We start from the raw sequence: 21,139 nt of genomic DNA, 5'->3' as shown, positions 1-21,139 counted from the left end.
ATTTCCATCTGGGCTAAAAAATATGAAATACTTAATTACCATTGTCGGACCAACAGCTATAGGCAAAACAGCCTTGAGTATTGCTTTGGCACAACATTTTAAATGTGAAATAATTTCTTGTGACAGTCGTCAGTTTTTTAAAGAAATGACTATTGGTACAGCCGTTCCAAATCAGGAAGAACTTAATTCAGCCAAACATCATTTTATTCAAAATAAATCAATTTTCGAAAATTATACCGTTGGCGATTACGAAAAAGAAGCGCTTCTTAAATTAGAAGAATTATTTCAGAACAAAGATTACGCTATTTTAATTGGCGGTTCAGGATTATATGTCGATGCTATTTTAAAAGGTTTTGATGAATTTCCTGAAATTGATTCTTCGATAAGAACTGAAGTAAATTCAAACTACGAAAAACTCGGAATCAATTATCTACAAGAACAATTACAGCTTTTAGATCCGGAATATTTTCAAAAAATAACGGAAGAAAATCCACAGACTTTACAAAATCCGCAACGAATGATGCGTTTCGTAGAAGTCTGCATCGGAACACAAAAACCATATTCATCCTTCTTAAATCAAAAGAAAAATAACAGAAACTTCACTCCTGTTTTAATTGGTCTGGAAGCTGACAGACACGTCATTTACGACCGTATTAATCAACGTGTTGACATCATGATGAACGAAGGTTTATTAGATGAAGCAAAAGCTTTGTATCCAAATAAAGCGTTAAATGCGCTGCAAACTGTGGGTTATAGAGAATTATTTAGTTATTTTGACGGAGATTTTTCGTTGCCATTCGCAATTGAAGAAATCAAAAAAAATACCCGACGTTTTTCTAAGAGACAACTTACCTGGTTTAAGCGAAATGAAACCACAAAATGGTTTGATTATGCTACACCAAAAAACGAAATCATTTCGTTTATTCAATCTAAAATATAATATCAAAAAAATATAAAATTAAAAAATGCCAATATCACTAAATTTCACTTCAGTTTTAAGTAAAGACTGGGAAATCAATTTTACACAATGCACGCCAAATGGTTTCTTAAAATATACTGACTTATGTAATATTTTGCAACTAACTGCGGCCGCACATTCTGAAGTTGGCGGCATCAGTTTTTTTGATATGCAGGAATTTCACCAGGCTTGGGTTTTAAGCAGAATGCGTGTTGAAATTAGCGCTTTACCAAAATGGCAGGATATTGTTACTGTAAAAACATGGATCAATAGTTTAGAAAATTCGCGTTCGGTTCGTGCTTTGGAAATGTACGTAAATGGTAAAAAAATAGTAGGCTGCGAAACGTATTGGGCGGTTTTTAATACACAAATGCGTCGTCCTGAAGCGTTGGCTTTACCATACGAACATTTTGAATTGTTTCCTGAAAATCGTGCTACAAAGGAAGGATTTTCAAAAATAAACATCAATCACGAAAAAGGAGCGATTTTTGAAAAAACAGTTTATTTATCAGATTTAGATATTGTAAATCATGTTAATAATGTCAAGTATTTAGAATGGTGCCTTGATCATGTTGATGAAAAACGAATATTAAAACAAGAGGTAAAAAGCTTTGAAATGAACTTTATGAAAGAGCTTTCTCTTAAAGATAATGTCGTTATTCATGAAAGTGAAGATGATGATCATACTACAGCAACATTTAGTATTACAAAAGGCGAAAAGACGTGTTTTGCTTTAGAATTACATTGGAAATAATTTATTCGCCACAGATTAACATAAAAAAAGCCCTGATTTCTCAGGGCTTTCTATTTTTTGGATGAACTAGTTTGTATTAGATACTTATTCAGTTACTTTGCTTTTAACAACTAATCTGAAACCTTCTCCGTGAATGTTAAGAATTTCAACATCTTCATCAGATTTTAGATATTTTCTTAATTTAGCGATGTAAACATCCATACTTCTTGAAGTAAAATAGTTGTCATCTCTCCAGATTTTTGTTAACGCTAATTCTCTTGGCATTAAATCATTTTCATGAAGAATTAACATTTTAAGCAATTCGTTCTCTTTTGGAGATAACTTAATTGGTTCGTCGTTTTCAAAAGTTAAAAATCTAAGTTTAGAATTTAAGTGGAATTTACCAATATTAAACTCAAACTGAACTTGTTCTGCTTTTGTATCTGCCGATTTTCTTTGGATAATAGCTTTGATTTTCATCAATAACACTTCTGAATCAAAAGGTTTATTCAAGTAATCATCAGCACCGGCTTTATACCCTTTTAACACATCTTCTTTCATAGATTTTGCTGTTAAAAATATAATTGGCACTTCGCTATTTTTTTCTCTAATCTCTTTGGCTAAAGTATAACCATCTTTATAAGGCATCATTACATCAAGAATGCATAAGTCATATACGTCCTTCTTGAATTTCTCGAAACCTTCCATACCGTTTTTAGCTAAAGTAACTTCAAAGTCATTTAACATTAGATAATCTTTAAGAACTGCCCCAAAATTAAGGTCATCTTCTACTAAAAGTATTCTTTTGTTATTATTTTCCATATTTTAATTTATTAATGGTATTTTTATTATAAAGGTGCTACCTTTTCCTTTTTCGCTTTCAACATATACTTGACCATTGTGATCCTCAACTATTCTTTTTACATAAGCCAGACCTAAACCGTGTCCTTTTACATTATGTAAATCTCCTGTATGTTCTCTATAAAACTTCTCAAAAACTCTTTTTTGAGCTATCTTACTCATACCAAGTCCGTTATCTTTAACTTTTATCAGAATCATGTCTTTAACGTTTTCTGTAAAAATTTCAATTTCTGGAACATCCGGAGAATATTTTATTGCATTTTCTAAAATATTTACCAAGACATTTGTAAAATGAACTTCATTTACCAAACATGTTGTTCTCGCGGCATTTAGATGTTTTACAACAGATCCGTGTCTATCTTCTAAAATTAGATTTACGTGTTCGATTGCATCATCAATTATATCATGAATGGCTGTTGGCTCTTTTGTAATATCCAGTTCTCTTTTTTCTAATTTCGAAATTCGAAGAACATTTTCTACCTGAGCGTGCATTCGTTTATTTTCATCTCTTATCATTTGAAGATAGCGGAAAACTTTTTCTTTATCTTCTATAATTTTTGGATTTCTGATCGCATCTAATGCTAAGTTTATTGTTGCAATTGGCGTTTTAAACTCATGCGTCATATTATTTATAAAATCTGTTTTGATTTCAGAAATATGCTTTTGACGCAACAATTGGTTCAATGCACTTGTATAAGCTATTATTATGATCAGTGTAAATATGATCGATAATATGGTTATACTTAATAACTCTGACAATAGAAATTTTTTCTTGTGAGGAAAAGTTATAAATAATTCATATTTACTATTTCCTTCATTATCAGTATATATTGGTATGTGATAACTTGCATCTTTATCGTAATGAAAACCATCCGATTTTATTTTTGTTGCTAAACCACTATTAAGAACGCCAAATTCGAACTTGGTTTTTACGCCATATTCTTCTAATTCTTTTTTTAATAGTTTTTGTAACTTATCTTTTGTAATTCTTCCTTCAATCGGAGTAAGTGAAGCAATATCTTTGTATTGAATCTGCTGTTGAACTTTATTTAGAATATCTAAGCTGCCTGATTTTTCTATTTTTAAATCTGGTATAATACTTTGTCCTAAAGTATTATTATCGATATTATTATTGTTATTATAAACTTCAGTTACTCGTTTTGAGCTAAAATTTTTAAATCTTTCGCTGCTAAACTTTTTGTTAAAAAGTGATCCACTTATATCGTAATCTTCAGATGTAAGTGTATTTGAATAAACTATTGTTTTATTTGTCTTTGTATTTCTTTGAACGTATAAAACTTCAAGTAAGTCTTCTTTTTTAGGAATTTTGCCTGTACTGTCTTTTATACGATTGTATTTGTCATAAAAGCTATACTCCTCTTGCTGTTCAAGTTTATCAGCAACATTTCCAATTACCTGGGTAACGTGGTATTTAAATTGTTCGTCATTATTTTTGAACGAAGAATTGAACCAAAATACCTGAACCAGAATTATCCCTATTAAGGACAAGCTCATCAATAAAACAAGTATTCTAAAAAATAATTTATTCATCGAAACAAAATTAATATTTTAACAATATACTAAATAATACATTAACCAAATATTAACATTTAAGACTGATTTTGTTTAATATCTAAAATTTTAAGAATTTTAACAACTTCTTCCTTAGCATTTTTAAGATTATCGTTATTAATAACAAAATTGCTTCTTGAAATTCGATTTTCATCATTCCATTGCATTTTCATTCGGCTTAAAACCTGCTCCCTTGTAGTATTATCGCGCTCTAAAACTCTTTTTATTCTTATTTCTTCCGGTGCAGTGACTGTTATAATAAGATCACAATCTTTATATCGCCCACTTTCAAATAAAATGGCAACTTCATAAATTATATATTGATATTTTTTATGTTGCAATAACCATACCTCAAAATCCTTTTTTACAGCCGGATGTACAATTGCATTTAATTGTTCCAATTTGTTTTTATCATTGAATACAATTTCAGCAAGTTTAGCACGATTTAAAATATTGTTTTCAAATAAGGCTTCTCCAAATGCTGTTTTTATCTGATCAATAATTTCTTCAGACTGCATTACTCTTTTGGCTCCGTCATCAGCAATGTAAACAGGAATTCCCATTTCTTGAAAATAATTCGCAATGGTTGTTTTTCCACTACCAATTCCTCCCGTTAAACCAATAACTTTTGTCATACTATACTTTAAAAAACATACGAGGAAAAGCTTCTTGTGGTTTTTTCTTTAAAATGATAATTTTTATGAAAGATTCTAAAAAACCTATTCCGTAACCGTAAAATTGTTTCCACACAGCAATAACAGATAAATATCCAATTTTAATGCTTTTATTCTGAATGCTCGCTGTAAGAAAAATTATAACGAAATATACAAAATATAATTGTAATAAAATATCAATATTGAAAATTAATAGTAAAAAAGCTAATAATAATCCTAATATAAATACGGTTGGAAAGAAGAAAGTTAACTTATTATGTTCTGGATACCAGCTATTTAATATTGGTCTTGCTTTGCCAAATTTATTTACCTGAACAGCGAATTTTTCCCAGTCAATTCTGCGTTTATGGTATACAAAAGCCTCTGGAAACAGTCTGGTTTCAAAACCAAGGTTCCATAAACGGATCGATAAATCAGGATCTTCGCCAGGATGAATGTTACCAAAACCATTTGAAGCTTCAAAAGCTTTCTTAGAAATTCCCATATTAAAACTACGAGGCTGAAATTTATTGATTTTTTCAGATCCACCGCGAATTCCGCCAGTTGTAAGAAAAGATGTCATGGCAAAATTAATTGCTTTTTGAATATCCGAAAAACTGGCTAAAGCTCTGTCCGGACCTCCAAAACAATCTACATAACTTTTGTCTAATTCTTTTTTAACCTCGGTTAAATAATTTGGAGGAATTATACAATCTGAATCAAAAATGATAAAATAATCACCTCTGGCCTTTTGCATACCAAAATTGCGTGAATCTCCCGGGCCTGAATTTTCCTTAAAATAATAGGAAATATTCAATTTTCCCTGATATGTCATGACAACATCTTTGCAAGGAATTGAAGAACCATCTTCTACAAGAACAATTTCAAAAGCTTCCTGATAGTCTGATTTTGTAAGGCTTTCTAAAAGTTCATCAACTTCATCCGGACGATTATACACGGGTATAATTAAAGAAAAAATCATAATGGAATATGCGTTTTTAAAGTATCGATTGTTTTAAATTTCAAAATTTTAACAAAGATATGTTATATTAATAAAAAAACCATTCGCCGTAACGAATGGTTTTTATTTATAAGGCTAATTTATATTTATTTAATACTGTCAATTTCTACAACTTCGTTTGCTTCCGCTTTATAATCAACTCCTGCAAATTCAAATCCGAATAGGTTTAAGAAATCGTTTCTATATCCTGCTAAATCACCAATTTGAGGTAAAGTTTCAGTAGTTGCTTCTAACCAAAGTTTAGCCACTTTTGCCTGAACATCATCACGCATTTCCCAGTCGTCAATTCTAATTCTTCCTTTATCATCAACCGGAACTTCTGATCCTGAATATAATCTGTCCTGAAACAAACGTTGAATTTGCTCGATACAACCTTCATGAATTCCTTCTTCTTTCATGATTTTATATAAAAGAGAAATATATAATGGAATTACAGGAATTGCAGAACTTGCTTGTGTAACTAACGCTTTGTTTACAGAGACATAAGCTTTACCACCTAACGATGCCAAACTGTCTGTAATAGAGAATGCAGTAGCTTCTAAATGGTCTTTTGCACGACCAATTGTACCTTTACGGTAAACTGCTTCTGTTAATGATGGTCCGATATACGAATAAGCAACTGTTACAGCTCCTTCTGCTAATAAATTCTCCGCTTTTAAAGCATCAATCCACATAGCCCAGTCTTCACCGCCCATTACGGCAACGGTATTTTCTATATCATCTTCATTTGCAGGTGCAATAGAAACTTCAGTCACATTTCCTGTATGAAAATCTACTGTTTTGTTTGTAAATGTTTGTCCAATTGGTTTTAGAACTGAACGGTGCGTAACGCCTGTAACTGGATTTACACGAACCGGCGATGCCAAGCTGTAAATGATAAGATCTACTTGTCCTAAATCTGCTTTTATTAAATCTAACGTTTCTCTTTTTATCTCGTTTGAAAAAGCATCTCCATTGATACTTTTTGCATATAAACCTGCTTTATGCGCTTCATTTTCAAAAGCTGCTGAATTATACCAACCCGGCGAAGCTGTTTTTCCTTCAACTGGTGGTTTTTCAAAGAACACTCCAATTGTCGCTGCATTAGATCCGAAAGCGCTTGTAATTCTTGAAGCCAATCCAAAACCTGTTGAAGCACCAATAACCAGTACTTTTTTTGCTCCGTCAATTGGACCTTTTGATTTTATATATTCTATTTGATTTTTTACATTTTGCTCGCTTCCTTTTGGGTGTGCAGTCAAACAAATAAATCCTCGCATTCTAGGTTCTATAATCATCTTGTAATTATTTATTGTATTAATTCAATTTCAGTTTTAATTTTTCAAAAATAGACATTTTATCCTTAACCCTTTTCATGTTGGCATTCATATTGTCTATAAAGTTTGGGTTTAAAGCATTTTTCTTCGCTAATTTGTAGAAGTTGTAAGCGGCAATATATTCATTTTCATATTCTGCCATTCTTCCCAATTCACTATTAAATGACGAATGATCAACATTTTCAAGATTTTTAAATGTAAAATCAATATGTTCTTTTGCCTCTGTATATCGACCAATATCAATTAGCAAATATGTATAATTTAAATATGGCGCAGGATATTTCGGTTCGAATTTCATCGCCAGTTTATAATGATAAATTCCTTTATCATAGTTACTTAACTTATTATAATAAATCCATCCTAAATGGTTATGTGCTTTACCAAAATCAGGATATTGAGATAGTATTTCTTCAAGCATTTCTTTTCCGTCGGCAATATTACCTTCAGAAATTAAAGAATCTGCTTTAATAAATTGGTTTTCATAGAAGCTAAGACTTTCCATACCTATTATCTTAATTTAATAATTCTTTTGCGTGATTTAATGCTGAGTCAGAAATATTTGCTCCTGAAAGCATTTGCGCTATTTCTATAATACGTTCATTCGGAAATAAAAGTTTTAATTCTGATTGTGTATCATCTGCAACTGTAGATTTGAAAACTTTAAAATGAGAATCGCCTTTTGCTGCAATCTGCGGTAAATGCGTAATAGCAAATATTTGCATTGTATTGCTCATTTCTTTCATGATTTCGCCCATTCTAATGGCAATTTCTCCGGAAACTCCTGTATCAATTTCATCAAAAATAAGCGTTGGCAATTTTGAGTACTTTGCTAAAATCGCTTTTACAGCCAGCATAATACGTGACATTTCTCCACCTGAAGCAACTTTTTTCAGCAAGCCAAAATCTGTTCCTTTATTTGCAGAGAATAAAAACTGTAACTCATCTTTTCCATTTTGAAAATACGTTTCTGATGGCAAAAGTTCCATTTTAAAACGAACATTTGGCATTCCTAAAGTTTCTAAAATCGAAATTAACTGATTTGATAATACCGGAATTGCATTTAATCTGTTTTGGTGAATTGTTGCTGAAAAAGCATCTAATTGCTGTGTTTTTTCCTCAATTACTTTTGATAAAACCGCAATTTCTTCTTCAATATTGCCAAGTTCCAGAACTGAGTTTTCTAAATTTGACTGAATCTCAATTAATTCATCTACAGAATTTACCTGATGTTTTTTCTGCAAATTATAAATTAGCTGTAATTTTTGATTTGTTAGTTCAAGTTTTTCAGGATCATTCAATAATTTTTCAGAAGCGTTTTGCAATTCTCTCGAAACATCATCAAATTCTATGGCTACGCTTATAATTCTTTCAAATAAATTTTGATATTCAGAAGAAAACGGTGCAATTTTCTGCAAAGAAGCTTTAATTTCATTTAGATTATGAAAAACTCCAAATTGTTCTTCATTTGCAATCACTAAGGATTTATCAATCGATTCTTTAATAATTTCTACATTATTCAGTTTTTCAAAATCAGATTCTAATTCTTCCTGTTCGCCTGATTTTAATTTAGCTGCAACCAATTCATTCAATAAAAAAGTATTGTATTCCTGCTCTTTTCCTGAATCGCTTTGTTTTTTTAATAAAGCGTTTAGTTTTGATTTATCTGATTTGTATGTCTTTAATAATTTTTGATAGGCTGCAATGGTACCAAAATTATTAGCAATGGCGTCAATTATTTTAAATTGAACACCTTCATCTGATAATTCCTGAGTTTGCTGCTGCGAATGTATATCTATCAAAAACAAGCTTAGATCTTGTAGTTCCTGAAGATTTACCGGACTGTCATTTATAAAGGCACGTGATTTTCCGGAAGGTAAAATTTCACGTCTGATTATAGTTTCGTCTTCATAATCAATATCGTTTGCTTCAAAAAAATCTTTTAAATTATATTTCGAGATTTCAAATTGTGCTTCAATTACACATTTTTCCTCTTTATTTTTTAATGAAGTCAGATCGGCTCTTTTTCCTAAAACCAATCCTAAAGCTCCTAATATAATAGATTTACCAGCTCCTGTTTCACCTGTAATTATAGAAAAACCTTTTGAAAAATCAATGGACAATTTTTCAATCAGAGCATAGTTTTTAATCGACAGCGAAGTTATCATAGGATAAATATGTGAAAATAAAATTAATGAAGAAAGTTTTAAATTGAAATAATCAATTAAAATTTAATTTGTGACCATTTGGTAGAATTCAACGGCGATACTTTATTCAAGACTTCCGTTAAATCTGTAACCGGAATACTTGGTCCGCCAGAAAAAATAGAAACAATTTCATCTGATTTTGCATCAAAAAATACCCGCGTTAAAAATGCGTTTGGTTTAACTGAGTTTAATTTTCCTATTAATACGATCGAAGATTTTACTTTTTCTTTAGATACTTTTAAATCCTGTGTCATATTATCTAAACCTGTGTGGTATAAAAAACTGGTTTGACGCAAATCGCTGTATGTTGGCGAAACCAAATCATTTATTAAGAAATAACGATTCTGAATTCCATCAGCCTGACTCCATCCCTTATAACCGCCTTGTTGAGCAACATTTGCAATATTCTGTGCTGTTTCAAAATACGGACTTCCGGCACCCATTTGAAAAGTATCGGCATCTAATCCTAAAATTAAATAGCTGTAAAAAGAAACTACAGAGACTAAATTTGATTCAAAAGTGGTTGGATTAAATAATAAAGGCTCATACTCTGTATAAGTAAAGTTGAAATCTTTGTCATTATAATTTAAAACCGGCGATGAATAGGTGGAATTATAAATTAATCTGGAAGATTGCACCTGAATAGTACCTGTAAACTGATCGGAACTATTTGATGAAAGCGTAATATACATCGAACAATTAATTCGTTCGTTTTGTTTTAAAAGCGTTCCCGTCCAGTCTGTTTTGTTTACAAACTCAGATAAAGAAGTTTGTAGTGTCTTAAAAACCTGCTGATTAGGGTTCGGGAGTCTTTCTGTATTTATAGTTACAGTACAATTTAGCTGTTGTGCCTGAGCAAAGCCAAAAATTAGAAATACTAAAAGAGTAACTATTTTATTGTTCATACAAAGGTAATATTTGCTTTTATCGCAATACGATTCAGCTATTTTTATTCGGTTTTTAGATCTGTTTGCTTTAAGAAAAATGTAAAATTACTTTACCTAAAATATCTTCAGCAACTGATTCTTTTGTTTTTAATTCCATTGGTTCAATTTTAAAATTTTTATCAATAAAGGTTACTTTATTGGTTTCTTTTTTAAAACCTGCCCCTTCATCCTGCAACGAATTAAGAACTATCAAATCTAAGTTTTTTTTCTGAATTTTCAGCTTAGCATTTTCAATTTCATTTTCGGTTTCTAAAGCAAAGCCAATTAAAAACTGATTTTTTTTAATTGCTCCCAAAGATTTCAAAATATCTTTTGTTTTTTCGAGTTCTATCGAAAATTCATCAGCATCTTTCTTAATTTTTTGAGAAGCGACTGTCTTCGGTTTATAGTCTGCAACGGCTGCGGCGGCAATGGCAACATCTACATCATTAAAATATTCATGACAGGCGTCGTACATTTCTTGTGCAGAAATCACATTTACCAATTTAATCGAAGTATTTTTAACTTTATAATGTGTTGGTCCCGATACCAAAATCACATCTGCGCCTAAATTTGCTGCGGCATTTGCAATATCAAAACCCATTTTTCCTGAAGAATGATTTCCTATAAAACGTACAGGATCTATTGCTTCGTATGTTGGTCCGGCTGTAATTAGTATTTTTTTTCCTTTTAATGGCAATTTGCTTTCTAAATCGGCTTCAAGAAATGCGATGATATTTTCAGGTTCTGCCATTCGGCCTTCGCCTGACAAACCACTGGCTAATTCGCCATTTTCTGCAGGAATCATTACATTCCCAAATTGTTTTAAAGCCTTAAAACTAGATAGTGTCGAAGGATGTTTATACATATCCAAATCCATTGCCGGAGCAAAATAAACAGGACATTTAGCCGATAAATAAGTAGCAATTAAAAGATTATCGCAGTTTCCGGTTGTCATTTTAGATAATGTATTTGCCGTTGCAGGAGCAATTATCATCAAATCAGCCCAAAGTGCCAATTCGACGTGATTGTTCCAAACTGCATCTTCATCATCCTGATTAAAGAAACTGGAATGTACAGGATTTTTTGATAACGTTGATAAGGTAAGTGGGGTTACAAAATCCTTAGAAGCAGGTGTCATTATCACTTGGACATGTGCACCTGCTTTTATAAAAAGTCGTACTAATGTGGCTGTTTTATACGCTGCAATTCCACCAGAAACTCCCAGTAAAATTTTTTTTCCGTTTAAAACTGACATTATACTATATTATTTGTTTGAACTTCTATGGTAAGTTTTACCGTCTAGCCATTCCTGAACAGCTAAAGCGTGTGGTTTTGGTAATTTTTCGTAAAATTTAGAAACCTCAATTTGTTCTTTATTTTCAAAAACTTCTTCAAGACTGTCATTATAAGTAGCAAATTCTTCTAATTTCTCAGTTAATTCTTTTTTGATTTCAGAATTAATTTGGTTTGCTCTTTTAGCCATAATGGTAATTGCCTCATACACATTTCCTGTTGGCTCTTCAATAACTGTTTTGTTGTAAGTTATTGTATTTACAGGAGCATTCGTCTTTTTTAAATCCATGACTTTATTTATTTAGTAAATTTTTGTAAATCTGTTTCAACTCTGGCGTTCATTTCGTCTGCCTGTTTTTTGTATTTTGTAGCGCTGTTAAACTTTATTAAGTTATTGTAAGCTGCTTTTGCAACGTTTAAACGGTCCTGCATTTTTGAAGGAACACTATTTATTGCTAATTGGTATGCTGAATCGTATTTATAGAACAATGCATCTTCTTTAAAAGGTGTTCCCGGAAAATCAGCTATAAAATTATCAAAAGCAATTAATGCTGATTTATAATCTGAAATCGTGTTGTATCCTTTTGCATTTTCATATGCTTTTTTCTCAAGCTTGCCGTTCAAAATTTGTACAGCTGCATTTGCCTGAGGAAGGTATTCTGAATTTGGATAATTATCTATAAAAGCTTGTAATTTTTCTAAAGCTTTCACTGTATCTGTTTGATCCAAGCTGTAAGACGGAGATAATTTTGAATAACTAAAGGCTCCTAAAAATGCTGCTTCCTGAACTTTTTCGCTTCGTGGATATCCTGAAACAAAACTTTCAAACTGATAACCGGCTAAATAATATTGTTTTGTTTTATAATAAGACTGAGAAAACATGTAAAATAATTTCTCTGCCTGAGGTTTACCTCTATATGTAGACGCTAACTGCTCAAAAAGACGAATCGCCTTGTTATATTTTCCTGCCTCGTACATTTTTGTTGCTATTTCAAATTTTGCTGCAACATCATCATTTTTTAATGCTTTTTGGTAATCACTACAAGAACAAAAAAGGACAACAACAATTAATAGAGATACTATTTTTTTCATTTTCTTATTTATTATGATTTCTTAGACAATTGTGCCAAAGCAAAATCACACCGAAGTTCCGGTGGCAAATTTAGTTATTAATTTAGCTACTACAAAATATTTTTTGGTATATTAAAATACCGTTAATCCTGCTCTACTTTGATACTGTGCTGAACAAATTCATTTAATCTTTTTGCTAATGAATCGTCTACAGAAACCAATGGCAAACGAACTGTGTTCTCAGCAATACCAAGGGCTTGAAAGATTTGTTTGATTCCCGCAGGATTTCCCTGCTCAAAAATCATATCGATACAATCTGATAAAAAGTATTGTGTTTTAAACGCTTCACTAACTTTTTTATTCAGTCCTAAACGAATCATTTCTGAAAATTCTTTAGGAAAACCTTGCCCGATTACTGAAATTACTCCTGCTCCGCCGGCCAAAACAATTGGTAAAGCGATCATATCATCTCCTGAAATTACAAGAAAATCTTTTGGTGCATTTTTTATCAATTGCATCGCCTGCGCCATATCTCCTGCTGCTTCTTTTATTGCTACAACATTACTAAAATCTTTTGCAAGACGTATTACTGTTGCCGGCAACATGTTACTAGCTGTTCTTCCCGGTACATTGTATAAAATTACGGGAATTGGAGACGCTTCGGCTATTGCTTTAAAATGCTGATAAATTCCTTCTTGTGTTGGTTTATTATAATAAGGTGAAACTGAAAGAATAGCATCAAAAGCAGAAAAATCCCTTGTTTTTAATTCTTCTACAATCTGCATTGTATTGTTACCGCCAACTCCTAATACTAATGGCAATCTTCCTTTATTAATATCAATTACAGCATTAATAACCTGTTCTTTTTCAACTTGTGTCAGGGTCGCATTTTCTGCTGTTGTACCCATAACCACAAGATAATCCACTCCTCCATCAATCGAAAAATTAACTATTCGCTGTAATGCTTCAAAGTCAATTGAGAAATCTTTTTTAAATGGTGTTACAAGTGCAACGCCTGTTCCTATTAATGATTGCATATTCTACTTATTATTTTATTTTATACTTTTTAAATACTTAAACAATTCAGATATGAAAAGTTTATAATTCTCTAAATCGGTATTTATCATCCATCGATTTAATTTATCGTCGACTGATGCAAACCCAACTTTAAACCTTGCTTTTGATCTGCCTGTTATCATCATCAAAATTGGTTTTTCGATTTCATAATAACTAATCAAAAGATCAAATTCTGTCTCGACAAAATCAGTTAGAAAATCTACTTTAATTCCGCCTTTCCAGTTGATGTCTTTTTTACCAAAAGTAGTCTCAGAATATGTTTTTTTCTTCTTAATTTTATCTCTATACGTAACAATTTTTATGTTTTGCGGTGCAATTCCATGCCCGATTAACGCATTGACCAAGTCATTAGAATGTCTAAATTTACTCTCATCAACCAGTAATCCAATTGTTTGTATATTACTTGTAAATACTTCGTTTTTTACCTTACGCAAGGTATTATTTAATGATTTTTTTACAAAAAATTCCCTTATATAATTTAAAAACATAGTACTTTTACAAATTACAAAATTAATTATTTAAGTCGCATTTAAGATGGTAAAACTAAAAAAGTATAACGGAGTTTTAAAACTTTTTGTTATATTCTTAACACTTTTTTTTATAGTTTCTTGCAGCAATAAAAACTACAATTTAACTAAGATCGAGGGAAAACAGCTTCCTATAACCGAAAAACAGTCTCAAACCCCTGAAATTGAGAACTTCATTAAACCTTACAGAGAGCATATTAATAAAGATTTAGATAGTGTTTTGGCATATTGTCCTGAAACATTAGACAAAAGTACGGGAAAATGGCAAACTACAATTGGAAATTTAATGGCTGATGTTTGCGTAGAAAGAGGAAATCTTGTTTTTATGGCGCGTGAGAAAAAAAGTATCGATTTATGTTTATTGAATCATGGCGGAATAAGAGCGATTTTACCCAAAGGAAATGTTACCAGCAGAAATGCTTTTGAAATCATGCCTTTTGAAAACAGTATGGTTGTAATGGGATTAAAAGGAGATCAGATTCTTGAAATAGCTTCTTATATTATTAAAGAGAAAAAACCGCAGCCATTGTCTGGTATGACTTTTACAATTGCAAAAGACAAGACTCCAAAAAACATTTTAATTCAGGGAAAACCTCTTGACCTTAATAAAGTTTATTATGTTGCTACAAATGATTATTTGGCTAACGGCGGCGATAACATGAATTTTTTCGCTAAAAGTGTTCAGAAATTTGATTTGAATTATAAGCTTCGAAATGTATTTATTGATTATTTTAAAGAGGTTGATACAATTCCGGTTCCAAGAGATATTCGAATTACAGAAGAATAAAAAGGCAGCACATATTCAGATTAAAAACAGATCATTTCTCTGTGCAGAAAAAATTTAGCCAAAGATTAAAGAATTAAAAAAATCTGTGTAAATCTTTTAATCAGTGGCAAAAAAAAACATTAGCAAATTATAAGCGTTCCTGAAAAAAATATATAAAATGAAAAGAAGAGAATTTATCGAAAAAACTGCTGCAAGTACTGCTTTATTAAGTTTAGGTTTGTCATTAAGCAGTTTTGAAACTAACGATATTAAACATTTAACTGTTTTGCATACGAATGATGTTCACAGCCATATTGATCCTTTTCCGGCTGATGATCCTCGTAATGCAAATAAAGGTGGTGTTTCTCGCCGTGCGGCACTTATTGAAACTATTCGTAAAGAAAATCCAAATGTACTTTTGCTTGATGCAGGCGATATTTTTCAGGGAACTCCGTACTTTAATTATTATGGCGGTGAACTTGAGTTCAAATTAATGAGCATGATGAAATATGACGCTTCAACGATAGGAAATCATGATTTTGATAACGGTCTTGATGGTTTATATGCGCAAATGCCTCACGCTACTTTTGAGTTCATCAATGCAAATTATGATTTTAAGAATACGGTGATGAACGGGCTTGTAAAACCTTATAAAATTTTCAATAAAAACGGAATCAAAGTAGGTGTTTTTGGTGTGGGAATTGAGCTTGCCGGTTTGGTAGACAAGCAAATGTATAAGGAAACGGTTTATAATGATCCTGTAGAAATTGCGCAGGATATGACGCAATTGTTAAAGAAACAGGAAAAATGCGATTTGGTTATTTGTCTTTCGCATTTAGGTTATAAATACGGCGATGCGGATTCTTCTAAAATTTCTGATTTAAAATTCGCAGGTTTAACGCAGGATATCGATTTGATTATTGGCGGACATACGCATACTTTTTTAGATAAACCAACTATTGTGAAAAACAAAGTGGGCGAAAATGTTTTGGTAAATCAAGTGGGTTGCTACGGAATAAATTTAGGTCGAATAGATTTTTATTTCGATAAAAATAAAGCGCATACCAATGAAGGAAAATCAATTATCGTATAATACTTTTTTATACGATTTTGTTTTTTCAATAAAATAGGCTACCATAAAGTAATAGGCGAGTATTTGTGTGATATCACGAATTAAAACGAGTACAATGGAGTACGAGAAATATTCGCTGAAAATGTAAAAAATGTCTGAAAAGATATAACAGATTGCCATTAAGCTCATTAAAAAAGATACATAGGTACCTTTTGTGATGTAGTTTACAAACGCATAATAACTTAAAAGGCTTAAAACGATTCCATAAAAAGTATACAAAAAATTAAACTTTTTCATGGAATCTGATTGCAAACTCAAGACTGAAATCAATAAGTAAACAATAAATATTACGACTATTGAGATAGGTAAAACGTCTCTTTTTTGCAGTTTTATTTTTTCGTGACTTACTATAAAAATCCTGATAAGCAGCATATAAACGACGAGAAAGCTTAATACGCCACCTATTGGAGAAATTTCTATATCCATCAGCTCAAAAACCTGGCCTACAAAGCAGAATAAGAAAACCAATGCTTCGGTTTTTCCTATTTTATAATCTCTGCTTATTAAAAAATAGAAAAAAATAGCCGGCAGCACGATGGATTTTGCATAAACTGCCAAAACATCATGCTGCATACAATCGAAAATAATTGTAAACAGCAAGGCTAAAAAGTATAAGATCAACGACGGTTTATTCGCTTTCATTTAGTTTGTTTATAAAATCCTGTTCAGATAATATAGGTATATTTAACTTTGTGGCTTTTTCTAATTTGGCTGGTCCCATATTATCTCCGGCAACTACAAAATCTGTTTTTGCAGAAATAGAACTTCCTACTTTTCCACCGTTGTCTTCGATTGTTTTCTTTAAATCGTCTCTTGAAAACTGCTCAAAAACGCCTGAAACTACGAATGTTTTTCCAATGAATTTTTCTGTTGCATCGGGATTTACTTTTTCGACAATTTCAAACTGAACGCCGTAACTTTTTAATCGTTCAATTATTTTTCTGTTTTCTTCATTTTCAAAAAACTCAATGACGCTTTTGGCAATTCGCTCGCCTATTTCATCTACTAAAATCAAATCCATTAAGGATGCCTGACTTAGTGCGTCGATATTTTTATAATGTTTGGCTAATTTTTTGGCTACGGTTTCGCCAACAAAACGAATTCCGAGTGCAAAAAGAACGCTTTGAAACGGAATTTCTTTTGATTTCTCTACGCCATTTACCAGATTTTCGGCTGATTTTTGCGCCATTCTTTCTAAATGAAGAATGTCATCTACTTTTAGCTGGTATAAATCGGCATAATTATGCACTAATCCATTCTTGAAAAGCAAAGCGACTGTTTCACCGCCAAGACCTTCAATATCCATTGCCTTTCTTGAAATATAATGTTGGATTCGTCCAATTATCTGCGGCGGACAGCCATAAAAATTTGGGCAGTAATGATTGGCTTCTCCAACATTTCTAACCAATTCGGTATGACATTCCGGACAATAGGATATATATTGGGTTACTTCTGAATTTTCAGGGCGTTTTTCTAAATCTACAGCTATAATTTTAGGAATTATTTCTCCTCCTTTTTCAACAAAAACGGTATCATTTATTCTGATATCTAACTTTTCGATTTGATCTGCATTGTGCAAAGAGGCTCTTTTTACAATGGTTCCTGCCAATTGCACTGGCACTAAATTAGCAACCGGCGTAATGGCTCCGGTACGCCCAACCTGATAGGTTATTGAATTTAATTTGGTTGAAACCTGTTCTGATTTAAATTTATAAGCAATCGCCCAACGTGGTGATTTTGCGGTATACCCTAATTCTTCCTGATGCTGAATGCTGTTTACTTTTATTACAACGCCATCTGTTTCATACGGTAAATTATGTCTGTGTGTATCCCAATGATCAATGAAGTCAAAAACTTCCTGCATGTTATTCACTAATTTTGCTTCGTTTGGTACTTTAAATCCCCATTTTTTTGCTGATTCCAAGCCTTCAAACTGGGTGGAAAATGGCAAATTATTTCCTGTTACAAAGTATAATAAACATTCTAACGGGCGTTTGGCAACCTCAGCGCTGTCTTGTAATTTTAAACTTCCTGATGCTGTATTTCTTGGATTTGAATAGGGTGTTTCGCCAATTTCAATTAATTCCTGATTCATTTTTTCGAATCCTTTATAAGGCAAAATGATTTCGCCGCGAATATCAAATTTATCGGGATAATCACCTTTTAACTGCAACGGAACAGATTTAATTGTTTTGATGTTATTGGTCACCTCATCGCCTTGAAAACCATCTCCGCGTGTTAAAGCCTGAACTAATTTTCCGTTTTCGTATGAAATACTGATCGAAGCTCCGTCGTATTTTAATTCGCAGGTATATTGCAAATCTACATTTCCTAAAACTCTTTGAATTCTGTTTTCCCAATCGATCAAATCTTCTTTCGAATATGAATTATCCAAAGAATACATGCGATATTGGTGCGCTATGGTTTTAAAATTTTTGGTTACAGTTCCTCCTACTCGCTGTGTTGGCGAGTTTTCATCAAAAAATTCCGGATGTTTGTTTTCTAATTCCTGAAGCTCTTTGAGTTTAATATCAAAATCATAATCTGAAATTGTGGCATTATCAAGTACATAATAATTGTAATTGTGTTGATTAAGTTCGTTTCGTAAAGCCTGAATTGTCTCTTGAATACTCATAAAATATTAAAATAGTGCTGATTGTAATTTAGAATAACGGTAACCTCAAAATTAGGATATTTTTGTTGAAATGTACTTAAAAACAGAAAGTTTTAAAAATCAAAAATCAAGCTGCAAAAAGATGCAACTTGATTTCCTTCTTGTCCATTATTCTTAAAAAGAATCAATAAATCTTTAAAAGAATCAAACAAAAACCAACTTCCAAATGGTTTTAACATTTATCAGGACTGATAAAAAAGTTTAAGAATAAACGTTTATAATTATTTTTAAACACATAGAAACATAGATTTTATACTTTAAAAAAGGAAATCAAAAAGAAACTCGTTTCTTCACACATAGCTATGTGTATTAATGCAAATGAAATGTCTTTTTTGAGTTCATCCCGACGCTTCGGGACTATGTTTCTATGTGTGTTTTTTTTTGCATTACATTCAATATAATCTTGTTTATTTTTGAATGATAATAAAATCAGAACGTCTGTTTAAAACATGTTCCGCATCTGTACATTTTACTCCATTTTTACATTTATTTATTAAGCGGCTTTCGCCATAACCAATAGCGCTCTCTATTCGTGAAGCATCTATATTTTGCGAAATAAGATAATCACGGGTTGATTTTGCTCTGTTGTCAGAAAGTTTCAGGTTGTAAGCATCTTTTCCTCTTGAATCTGTATGTGACTCAATTTTGATACGAATGTTTGGGAATTTTTGCATTACGAAAACTACTTTGGCTAATTCTTCTACGGCTTTTGGCGTGATATCATATTTATCGTAATCAAAATAAATTGGGTTGACATCTACTTTCTCCACTCCTTTTTTCTTCACAACCAAATCATCATAATTGCTGAGTTCAAAATTGATATTCGGAATTTCGCCTTCGTTTTCTAAAGTGGTTTCTACCGTTTTTTCATCGCTGCTGTAATTTGGTTTTGCTGCGATCATTTTAACTGTTTTTCCACACGGAACCACTAAGGCATATTTACCTTCGTAATTGGTTTTTGTTTCACCAAGAATATCATTAAAAGAGTTATATCCCATAATGGCAACATCTGTAAGTGGCAATTTTGTTTTTCGGTCTATTGCCATTCCTGAGATTGTCTGGTTACAAACCGGATCTCCTTTTGTGAAGGAATAAATATCGTCATCGCCTTTTCCTCCTTCTCTGTTTGAAGATATATAACCCGCATGAGCTGTTTTGTCAATGATATAGGCAAAGTCGTCTTTATTACTGTTAATGGGAGTGCCTAAGTTTTTTGGGTCTGAGAAACTTCCGTCAGAGAAAAATTTGCTTTCATAAATATCAAGATCTCCTAATCCGTAATGTCCATCAGAAGAAAAATAAAGCATTCCTTTGCTGAAATACGGAAATACGTCGTTACCAATTGTATTAATTTTTGGTCCCAGATTCTGAGGAGAACTCATTGTTCCGTCATCAGCAATTTTCACTACATACAAATCACTTTCACCAATTCCGCCCGGCATATCTGATGCAAAGAAAAGCCATTTTCCGTCCTCGCTTAAAGAAGGATGTCCTACCGAATAATCATCATTGTCAAAAAACACTTTTTGAGGATTCTCTAGTTTATTTCCGTCTAAAGTTCCTTTTATAATTTGAAAATTATTGATTTTACTTTCGTCTACAACCAGTTTGTTCTTTTTAACAATGTTGGTGGTATAATAAATTGTTTTTCCGCTGGCATCAAAAGTGGCTGTTGCTTCATGATATTTTGACATTACGTTTGGCAGAAATATCGTTTCGTTAAACAAACTTGCATCAGCCGGATTTCGTTCTGCAACATATAAATTCAGAAAAGGCTGATTGTTCCAGGTGTATAATTTTTCACTAAACTTTGTTGTATCTCTTGCCGAGGTAAAAACAATTTTATCCTGAAAAAAAGCTGTTCCAAAATCAGATTTCGTCGAATTTATAGCAAGATTTTTGATTTCATAAAGCGATTTTGATTTAGAGAGACTATCCAATTGAAATTTTTGAACCAGATATCTATTGATCTCGTTTTTATCGCCTTTTTTATCCAGATATTCTTTGGTTACACGATTTGCTTCTTCGTAATCCATTACGGCTTTCATCGATTGGATATAACGCAAATAGTAAATATCAGTTAAATTATTTCCTTGTGCTTCGTATAACTTTCTGTACCATTTTAATGCATTTCTTGAATCGGAAATAAAATAATACGAGTCGGCAGCATTTTTTAAAGTTTGTGTCGAAGGACTTTTGATATTCGCCAAAATTTCTTCGTATGCTTTTGAAGCATCGGTATAAGCATAGTTTTTAAACAGTGCATCGGCCTTTTTTAGGTTAGTGGTCTGAGCAAAACAAACCGTGAAGCTCAATACCAAACTAAGGATATATAGTTTTTTCATAAGGTTT

At 31.9% G+C, this 21,139-nt stretch carries 20 protein-coding genes; 4 read left to right on the top strand and 16 right to left on the bottom strand.

Going from position 1 to position 21,139, the window contains the following annotated elements; genetic code table 11:
• The first annotated feature begins 22 nt into the window (after positions 1-22).
• Both miaA and OLM54_RS03380 read left to right on the top strand, forming a co-directional pair.
• Complete coding sequence (miaA, locus tag OLM54_RS03385) at positions 23-940, top strand: tRNA (adenosine(37)-N6)-dimethylallyltransferase MiaA (RefSeq protein ID WP_264537193.1); 918 nt, start codon at positions 23-25, stop codon at positions 938-940.
• A 25-nt stretch (positions 941-965) separates the two neighbouring features.
• Positions 966-1,712, top strand: coding sequence for an acyl-[acyl-carrier-protein] thioesterase (locus OLM54_RS03380; protein WP_264537192.1), 747 nt, complete (start codon positions 966-968; stop codon positions 1,710-1,712).
• Between the two features lie 84 nt (positions 1,713-1,796).
• Here OLM54_RS03380 and OLM54_RS03375 read toward each other — a convergent pair whose 3' ends face one another.
• The 13 genes from OLM54_RS03375 to OLM54_RS03315 all read right to left on the bottom strand — a co-directional run bounded on the left by OLM54_RS03375 (position 1,797) and on the right by OLM54_RS03315 (position 14,176).
• Positions 1,797-2,513, bottom strand: a complete 717-nt coding sequence (locus OLM54_RS03375) for a response regulator transcription factor (protein ID WP_154781780.1) — start codon at positions 2,511-2,513, stop codon at positions 1,797-1,799.
• Positions 2,514-2,516: 3 nt separating this feature from the next.
• Positions 2,517-4,103 (bottom strand): sensor histidine kinase, encoded by a 1,587-nt coding sequence (locus OLM54_RS03370; protein WP_264537191.1) that lies wholly within the window; start codon positions 4,101-4,103, stop codon positions 2,517-2,519.
• Between the two features lie 59 nt (positions 4,104-4,162).
• Entirely contained in the window at positions 4,163-4,759 is a 597-nt protein-coding gene (gene coaE, locus OLM54_RS03365) for a dephospho-CoA kinase (RefSeq protein WP_264537190.1), read from the bottom strand.
• Position 4,760: 1 nt separating this feature from the next.
• On the bottom strand, positions 4,761-5,759 hold the full coding sequence (locus OLM54_RS03360) for a glycosyltransferase (RefSeq protein ID WP_264537189.1): 999 nt from the start codon (positions 5,757-5,759) through the stop codon (positions 4,761-4,763).
• 125 nt (positions 5,760-5,884) lie between these two features.
• Positions 5,885-7,075: an enoyl-ACP reductase FabV gene (fabV, locus tag OLM54_RS03355; protein ID WP_264537188.1), complete on the bottom strand. Its 1,191-nt coding sequence runs from the start codon at positions 7,073-7,075 to the stop codon at positions 5,885-5,887.
• Positions 7,076-7,094: 19 nt separating this feature from the next.
• Complete coding sequence (locus OLM54_RS03350; protein ID WP_264537187.1) at positions 7,095-7,616, bottom strand: hypothetical protein; 522 nt, start codon at positions 7,614-7,616, stop codon at positions 7,095-7,097.
• A 10-nt stretch (positions 7,617-7,626) separates the two neighbouring features.
• Positions 7,627-9,279, bottom strand: coding sequence for a DNA repair protein RecN (recN, locus tag OLM54_RS03345; protein WP_264537186.1), 1,653 nt, complete (start codon positions 9,277-9,279; stop codon positions 7,627-7,629).
• 56 nt (positions 9,280-9,335) lie between these two features.
• Positions 9,336-10,223: a DUF4835 family protein gene (locus OLM54_RS03340; protein ID WP_264537185.1), complete on the bottom strand. Its 888-nt coding sequence runs from the start codon at positions 10,221-10,223 to the stop codon at positions 9,336-9,338.
• 70 nt (positions 10,224-10,293) lie between these two features.
• Positions 10,294-11,502 (bottom strand): bifunctional phosphopantothenoylcysteine decarboxylase/phosphopantothenate--cysteine ligase CoaBC, encoded by a 1,209-nt coding sequence (gene coaBC / locus OLM54_RS03335; protein ID WP_264537184.1) that lies wholly within the window; start codon positions 11,500-11,502, stop codon positions 10,294-10,296.
• A 9-nt stretch (positions 11,503-11,511) separates the two neighbouring features.
• Positions 11,512-11,829 (bottom strand): DNA-directed RNA polymerase subunit omega, encoded by a 318-nt coding sequence (locus OLM54_RS03330; protein WP_008463064.1) that lies wholly within the window; start codon positions 11,827-11,829, stop codon positions 11,512-11,514.
• A gap of 8 nt (positions 11,830-11,837) precedes the next feature.
• Positions 11,838-12,632 (bottom strand): outer membrane protein assembly factor BamD, encoded by a 795-nt coding sequence (locus OLM54_RS03325; protein WP_264537183.1) that lies wholly within the window; start codon positions 12,630-12,632, stop codon positions 11,838-11,840.
• A gap of 122 nt (positions 12,633-12,754) precedes the next feature.
• Positions 12,755-13,648: a 4-hydroxy-tetrahydrodipicolinate synthase gene (gene dapA / locus OLM54_RS03320; protein ID WP_264537182.1), complete on the bottom strand. Its 894-nt coding sequence runs from the start codon at positions 13,646-13,648 to the stop codon at positions 12,755-12,757.
• A gap of 15 nt (positions 13,649-13,663) precedes the next feature.
• On the bottom strand, positions 13,664-14,176 hold the full coding sequence (locus tag OLM54_RS03315; protein WP_413614463.1) for a DUF6913 domain-containing protein: 513 nt from the start codon (positions 14,174-14,176) through the stop codon (positions 13,664-13,666).
• A 46-nt stretch (positions 14,177-14,222) separates the two neighbouring features.
• Between OLM54_RS03315 and OLM54_RS03310 the strand changes: the two genes are divergently transcribed.
• Together OLM54_RS03310 and OLM54_RS03305 are read left to right on the top strand one after the other, a co-directional pair.
• Positions 14,223-15,002, top strand: coding sequence for a 5'-nucleotidase C-terminal domain-containing protein (locus tag OLM54_RS03310; RefSeq protein ID WP_264537180.1), 780 nt, complete (start codon positions 14,223-14,225; stop codon positions 15,000-15,002).
• Positions 15,003-15,159: 157 nt separating this feature from the next.
• On the top strand, positions 15,160-16,074 hold the full coding sequence (locus OLM54_RS03305; protein ID WP_264537179.1) for a bifunctional metallophosphatase/5'-nucleotidase: 915 nt from the start codon (positions 15,160-15,162) through the stop codon (positions 16,072-16,074).
• Here OLM54_RS03305 and OLM54_RS03300 read toward each other — a convergent pair.
• From OLM54_RS03300 to OLM54_RS03290, 3 genes are all read right to left on the bottom strand, one after another.
• Complete coding sequence (locus tag OLM54_RS03300; protein WP_264537178.1) at positions 16,060-16,755, bottom strand: lysoplasmalogenase family protein; 696 nt, start codon at positions 16,753-16,755, stop codon at positions 16,060-16,062. The two genes, OLM54_RS03305 and OLM54_RS03300, sit on opposite strands and share 15 nt — an antisense overlap.
• On the bottom strand, positions 16,742-18,748 hold the full coding sequence (ligA, locus tag OLM54_RS03295) for an NAD-dependent DNA ligase LigA (RefSeq protein WP_264537177.1): 2,007 nt from the start codon (positions 18,746-18,748) through the stop codon (positions 16,742-16,744). Before ligA ends, OLM54_RS03300 begins: the two co-directional genes overlap by 14 nt.
• Positions 18,749-19,194: 446 nt before the next feature.
• The gene (locus tag OLM54_RS03290; protein WP_264537176.1) at positions 19,195-21,132 is read right to left on the bottom strand and encodes an OmpA family protein; all 1,938 of its coding nucleotides are present in this window, start codon (positions 21,130-21,132) and stop codon (positions 19,195-19,197) included.
• Positions 21,133-21,139: the final 7 nt, after the last annotated feature.

This window comes from Flavobacterium sp. N1736 (assembly GCF_025947065.1).
Taxonomy (GTDB): Bacteria; Bacteroidota; Bacteroidia; order Flavobacteriales; family Flavobacteriaceae; genus Flavobacterium.
This window is presented reverse-complemented; position numbering and strand designations above follow the sequence as displayed.